This window comes from Acinetobacter sp. MD2, from assembly GCF_035615575.1.
Taxonomy (GTDB): Bacteria; Pseudomonadota; Gammaproteobacteria; order Pseudomonadales; family Moraxellaceae; genus Acinetobacter.
The window spans coordinates 1-5,031 of sequence record NZ_VTDK01000014.1; the positions used below are offsets into that span (position 1 = coordinate 1).

Consider the following 5,031-nt stretch of genomic DNA (forward strand, 5'->3'; position numbering starts at 1 on the left):
CGATATTATGTAGCAACCGCACAAAACTATAATAATCAATTATTTAATAAGGAAGAAGCTAAAATTAATTTAGCTTCTTTAAAAATAGCTATCAGCAATTTATACAAAACTAATATTACTAACGATTACCTTTACTTCGATTATGGGTAATGCAGAGCATTTCACAATTATCTAAAGTTGTTGCACCGCCTTTACTCCAAGCTTGAACATGGTCTGCATCCATTTCTTTGAGTAAGTAAATCTTTGTCTTATTGGCATTGTTACCATTGGCACATAACGGACAATTTGAAGTGCTTTTTTCATTAGCATCATTGGTTTGTAATGTGTAAGCTTTTCGCTTGGTTGCATCGTCAAATATGCGAACATCCAATAAACGTGTATCAGCTTCACCACCCAATATATATTCAAAAATTCCTTTTCTATTTTTCACATAAGGGTCTGCATACAGTCTTTTAACATCATCAGCTATTTTAGTCGGGTTGTAAGCAATGGTTTTATAGCTTTCGTACAAGCCCCCCCATTCTAAACCTTTCATTTCTTTTTCAATATTAAGAAAAATGGTACTCGCCCAATCTATAACAGTGTTGAAGTAAGTAGTTAGCTCGCTTATATGATTGTCGTGGCGGTGCTGCCCCATGTAATCACTAACATTGCCTTTACTCACCCAATTTAGGGCTGTAGCTAAGAAATCCTGACGAATAGCACTACCACTAACAAAGCTACTCCATTTTTGAATTAAGGCGTTTTGAGAGTTGCTGAATTGGGCTTTCGCCAATGTAACAAATGAGCCTGAATACACCGCATTTAGTAGCTCTTGTTCATTAAGTGGAACGCCCGATATATTGATAGTTTTAAACCATTCCTTAATTTCGGTTTCAGTACCATTACACTCGTAAACTAAGATCGTTGTATCTAGTATTTTCTGCTTTTGGTCTTTAGGCAAACTATGGAAATATTGTGGGGTTCTACTGCCATCAAAGAATATAGCGAACTTTCCTGTCAAAAAACGCCCGACACTGGTGACACGCTGCTGACCATCCAATATCTCAAAAGTATCATCACCTGTCTGATTAAAGTAAATTAATCCTAATGGATAGCCCTTCAATATTGATTGAATAACAGCTACGTCTTTTTTACCATCTGCGTAAATATAATTCCGTTGATATTCAGGTTGAATAGTCAATTTACCCGACAAGCCAAACAGACCTTTACCTTCAAGTTCGTTATAAACAAAACCTTCACATAGGTCTTTGATAGTGATTTTGGTATTTAAATTTGTTTGCATAGAAACCTTAAAATTAAAAAACTTGATTTAATGGAGTGTTAGTCAATTTTGTATAGCCCATCGTACCCATGTAATTCTCAAAACCTTGCATATCAAGAGCATCTTTAAGATATATAACTTGATAATTTGTTCTATTTTCCGTTAAGTCACCTTCCGCAACCAAATCTGCTCTAAAAGAAATTTTTTGATCAAGCATCATGGCTCTTGTTGAACCACCAATCAAGTACACAACAACGCTCTGTGCATTAGAAATATCATCTTTTTGTGTTTCAAATAAACAGCAACCAAAGAAATCTTTATCAATTTCAGATGATTTATATAGATTGTTATATTTGCAAATATTCTTGAAATTAAATCTTTCATGGCAAATAGCAAATTTAACCCCCTTTCTAGGAAAGGATGAACGAATTTCTATCGTTTTATGATTACTTAAAAGTAGATCAATTTGACCATTTGAGCCGTTAAACTCCGTAAACGTAACGGTGTTAGAGCCAAAAACACGGTTGATATAATAAAACCAAGCTTCTTCTGCGATCACACCTCCTAATGCATCTAGGATTAGCCTATCCTTATCCCTTTGCTGAGTTGAATCATTTGCGCTATTAGGATTTACTTTCTTCGCCAAATCCCACGCTTTCGCTCTTATACGCTCCGATTGTGTAGAGGAATTATTAAAAATTGCCTTGATGACAATATAATTGCGATCTATATGATTATGATCTTTTGGTATCTGACAAGTAATTTGCTCGTATGTAAAACTCATTTCAACCCGCCTTTTTTGCTTTAATCAACAGGCGTGAGTACATTCTTTTGCCATTTAAATAACCTCTATCAACTTTACCATCCCAATCAGGAACAGTAAGAAAATCTAATAACTTAGACTTAACATCTGTATCAATACCTAAAATTTCAAATTGTTCAGGGTTATATTTATCTAAGAAGCTGATTGGCACACCCATTACACCATCATAATCACTAGGAATCGCTTGAGTAAGGGGGATTTCAATAGCCTTGTAGTTATCATAGGATTGATAAGCATTTTTACCCTCAATTTTAGAGTTAAACCGCTTATTGTCATCCATCGTCATTAGTTGTAAAGGTTCATGTCGTCTGCCATGCTCTAAGTTTGTGATCCAAATTGAGGGAACATTTTTCATATTCACACCATCAATTACTTTGTCCACATCCTCATATTTAGTTTCAAACCACATACCGCCTGACCATTCGGTACGTCCTGACCATATTTTATTTTCTTTTACTAAAGGAAATACCTCTTTGTAAGTGACACAGTTCTTATTTCCTACTATTGCAAATTTTTTCTCACCCTCCATGATCCATGCAATAAAATCACGGAATAGGGAAAATGGTGGATTGGTTACAATAATATCCGCTTGATCACGCAACGCTTTGACTTCATCACTTCTGAAATCACCATCACCTTTGAGGTACTGCCAATTGATGTCATTAATATCAACGACACCATCTTTAGTTATATCGCTTTCTAGTTCAAAGAACTTGCCGCAAGCAGTGGATTTATCACTATCAAATTGAGGACTATTTTCCTCAAATAATGAGGGTTGATAAGACTGATCAACCTGCTTGCTCTTAGGGGCATAACTTGTGCTTATAAGTTTTTTCAAGCCTAACCGACTAAAATTTTGAGCAAAATATAAAGTGAAATTACTCCATTCGGGGTCATCACAAGGTAATAAAACAACTTTATCTTTAAATGCGTTTGAATCATATTCTAAATAAGCATTCATTTCTTTTTCAATATCAACATATTGAGTATAAAATTCATCGTTTTTAGCTGATCTTGCTTTTGAAAGATTTGTATTTTTTAAAACACTGTTCATATTGAAATCCAAATAGCTGTATTAAATTAATCGAATGTCTTTACACTCAATCGCTTTAAGTATTTGAAGCATAAATATTGCCCCAAATGTACCACGATTGATCTTATTACTAATGTTTTGCGGTGTTTCTGATATACCCATTGCTTCAAGCTTTTTGGATAGATCAATCAGGCTTATATTTTTTCGGGCAATTTCTGCCTTAATTAAGCCTTTGGCATAGTCTTTCCATTCATCGTCACTCACGGTTTGACCTCATAAAAGATAAACGACATACCATGTCGCTATAATATTTTAAATCATTATATTTGATGATTAAAACCATTACAATATATTAAGCATATCGTGTTTGTGATGGGTGATTTTATGAAAAAAGAATCTAAGCAACATTTCTTATTGTCAGCAAAGGCTCGTACTTTATCTGTGTATGAAATTATGCAAATCACCCATGAACAAGCTTTCTTATTGTTCAAAGAAATGCGGTGGGGAAAAGAACAACCAACATGCCCTCATTGCGATACCCAAGATCATCATTATTTCATACGTGGACGCAAGCAATGGCGTTGCAAGTGCTGTAATCATACGTTCAGCGTAACATCAGGTACGATCTTTGCTTTTCACAAACTACCACTCAAAATCTACTTAGCTGCTATCGCCATTTACTCTAACGCTGTAAAAGGCTTATCTGCTTTACAGTTAGGTCGAGATTTAGGTGTTCAGTATAAGACCGCTTTTGTATTGGCACATAAAATCCGTGAGAGCCTGATAGATCAGCGTGACGATGAATTACTATCAGGTAATGTTCACATGGATGGTGCGTATGTGAATGGCTATGTACGCCCTAAAAACCACAAGGATGACCGTGTAGATCGGCGCAAAGCTGAATATCAAAATCCAAATAAACGGTGTGTGGTGGTACTTCGCCAAAAAGCAATCAACAGTGACCTACAAGGTGCTGATAAAACTAAAACCTATGTGGTTTATAGTGAAAATCAAAAGGACATTAATCATCTTGCCAATCAACATATCAAGCATGGTTCAACGATCCATGCAGATGAAAGCACCGCATACGATACACTGAATGCTCGTTTCACGACTAAGCGTGTTAATCATCAATATGAATATTGTTCTAAAGATGGTGTGACCAATAATCTTGCTGAAAGCTATTTTAGTCGGTTTAGACGTATGCAGTTAGGGCAAATGCACAAGTTTGGTGTGATGTACCTTGCCAACTATGCCAATGAAGCTGCTTATCGTGAAGATACTCGTAGATGGTCGAATGGTGAAATCTTTACTGATATTTTAATGAAATGCGCTCAAACTCGAACACATAAAGATTGGTGTGGCTATTGGCAGGGCAATAAGCGTAAATCAGAGCGTTTAGTCTGCTAATCCGCTATGCCCCACAAATGAGGACGCTGATTGCTATGGGCGATAATAATGCCTTTATCTCTTAATCGGTTCAGCACTTTGATGAAACTAGGTGAAATATCATTACCTACAGATGAATCTATGCCTTTAATGTCTAAAATTTTCATCATTAAATCTTTGTAGTTCATTGGCTCATTGGATTCACGCAAGCAAGTTAAGACAAATGACTGTAGTTCACCTCGCCCGAAATAGGGGTTTCTTTGGTTTGTACGCTTAGATTTAACGCTTCTAAGGTCAAAGTCAGGTGAAAATAGCTTAATAGTGTGATCTACATGCAGTAGCATTTCAGAGATACGTTGAATTTCTTTTTGATGTGCTTCAATTTGACCAAGCAATTCCGCACGTTTTTTAGTTAATCCTGATACGATATGTGATTCAGCCATGATTTCTTTCCTTATGCGTAAAGGAATTATTTTAAATGGCGAATCACCCTATTTATTGTGCGGTTGCTACATAATAGCG

At 35.8% G+C, this 5,031-nt stretch carries 6 protein-coding genes; 1 reads left to right on the forward strand and 5 read right to left on the reverse strand.

The features are described 5' to 3' along the window. Window positions 1-118: 118 nt before the first annotated feature. From FXN70_RS11850 to FXN70_RS11865, 4 genes are read right to left on the reverse strand one after another with little or no spacing between them, the layout of a single operon-like run. Window positions 119-1,285 carry an HNH endonuclease family protein gene (locus tag FXN70_RS11850; RefSeq protein ID WP_324647672.1) on the reverse strand — a complete coding sequence of 389 codons (1,167 nt, stop codon included), beginning with the start codon at window positions 1,283-1,285 and terminating at the stop codon, window positions 119-121. A 13-nt stretch (window positions 1,286-1,298) separates the two neighbouring features. Continuing rightward, a complete protein-coding gene (locus FXN70_RS11855; RefSeq protein WP_324647673.1) occupies window positions 1,299-2,048 on the reverse strand; it encodes a hypothetical protein in 750 nt (249 codons plus the stop codon). Window position 2,049: 1 nt separating this feature from the next. Further along, a complete protein-coding gene (locus FXN70_RS11860; protein ID WP_324647674.1) occupies window positions 2,050-3,141 on the reverse strand; it encodes an adenine-specific methyltransferase EcoRI family protein in 1,092 nt (363 codons plus the stop codon). A 21-nt stretch (window positions 3,142-3,162) separates the two neighbouring features. After that, on the reverse strand, window positions 3,163-3,384 hold the full coding sequence (locus FXN70_RS11865; RefSeq protein WP_324647675.1) for a DUF6471 domain-containing protein: 222 nt from the start codon (window positions 3,382-3,384) through the stop codon (window positions 3,163-3,165). Between the two features lie 120 nt (window positions 3,385-3,504). Between FXN70_RS11865 and FXN70_RS11870 the strand changes: the two genes are divergently transcribed. Then, entirely contained in the window at window positions 3,505-4,530 is a 1,026-nt protein-coding gene (locus tag FXN70_RS11870) for an IS1595 family transposase (protein WP_324647676.1), read from the forward strand. On the opposite strand, the gene FXN70_RS11875 is transcribed toward FXN70_RS11870, so the two are convergent. Further along, a complete protein-coding gene (locus FXN70_RS11875; protein ID WP_324647677.1) occupies window positions 4,527-4,952 on the reverse strand; it encodes a hypothetical protein in 426 nt (141 codons plus the stop codon). The two genes, FXN70_RS11870 and FXN70_RS11875, sit on opposite strands and share 4 nt — an antisense overlap. Between the last annotated feature and the right edge of the window lie 79 nt (window positions 4,953-5,031).

Bases quoted from the DNA above. Each gene is read 5' to 3' on its own strand.
- FXN70_RS11850 (WP_324647672.1), bottom strand. From the start codon at position 1,285: ATGCAAACAAATTTAAATACCAAAATCACTATCAAAGACCTATGTGAA.
- FXN70_RS11855 (WP_324647673.1), bottom strand. From the start codon at position 2,048: ATGAGTTTTACATACGAGCAAATTACTTGTCAGATACCAAAAGATCAT.
- FXN70_RS11860 (WP_324647674.1), bottom strand. From the start codon at position 3,141: ATGAACAGTGTTTTAAAAAATACAAATCTTTCAAAAGCAAGATCAGCT.
- FXN70_RS11870 (WP_324647676.1), top strand. From the start codon at position 3,505: ATGAAAAAAGAATCTAAGCAACATTTCTTATTGTCAGCAAAGGCTCGT.
- FXN70_RS11875 (WP_324647677.1), bottom strand. From the start codon at position 4,952: ATGGCTGAATCACATATCGTATCAGGATTAACTAAAAAACGTGCGGAA.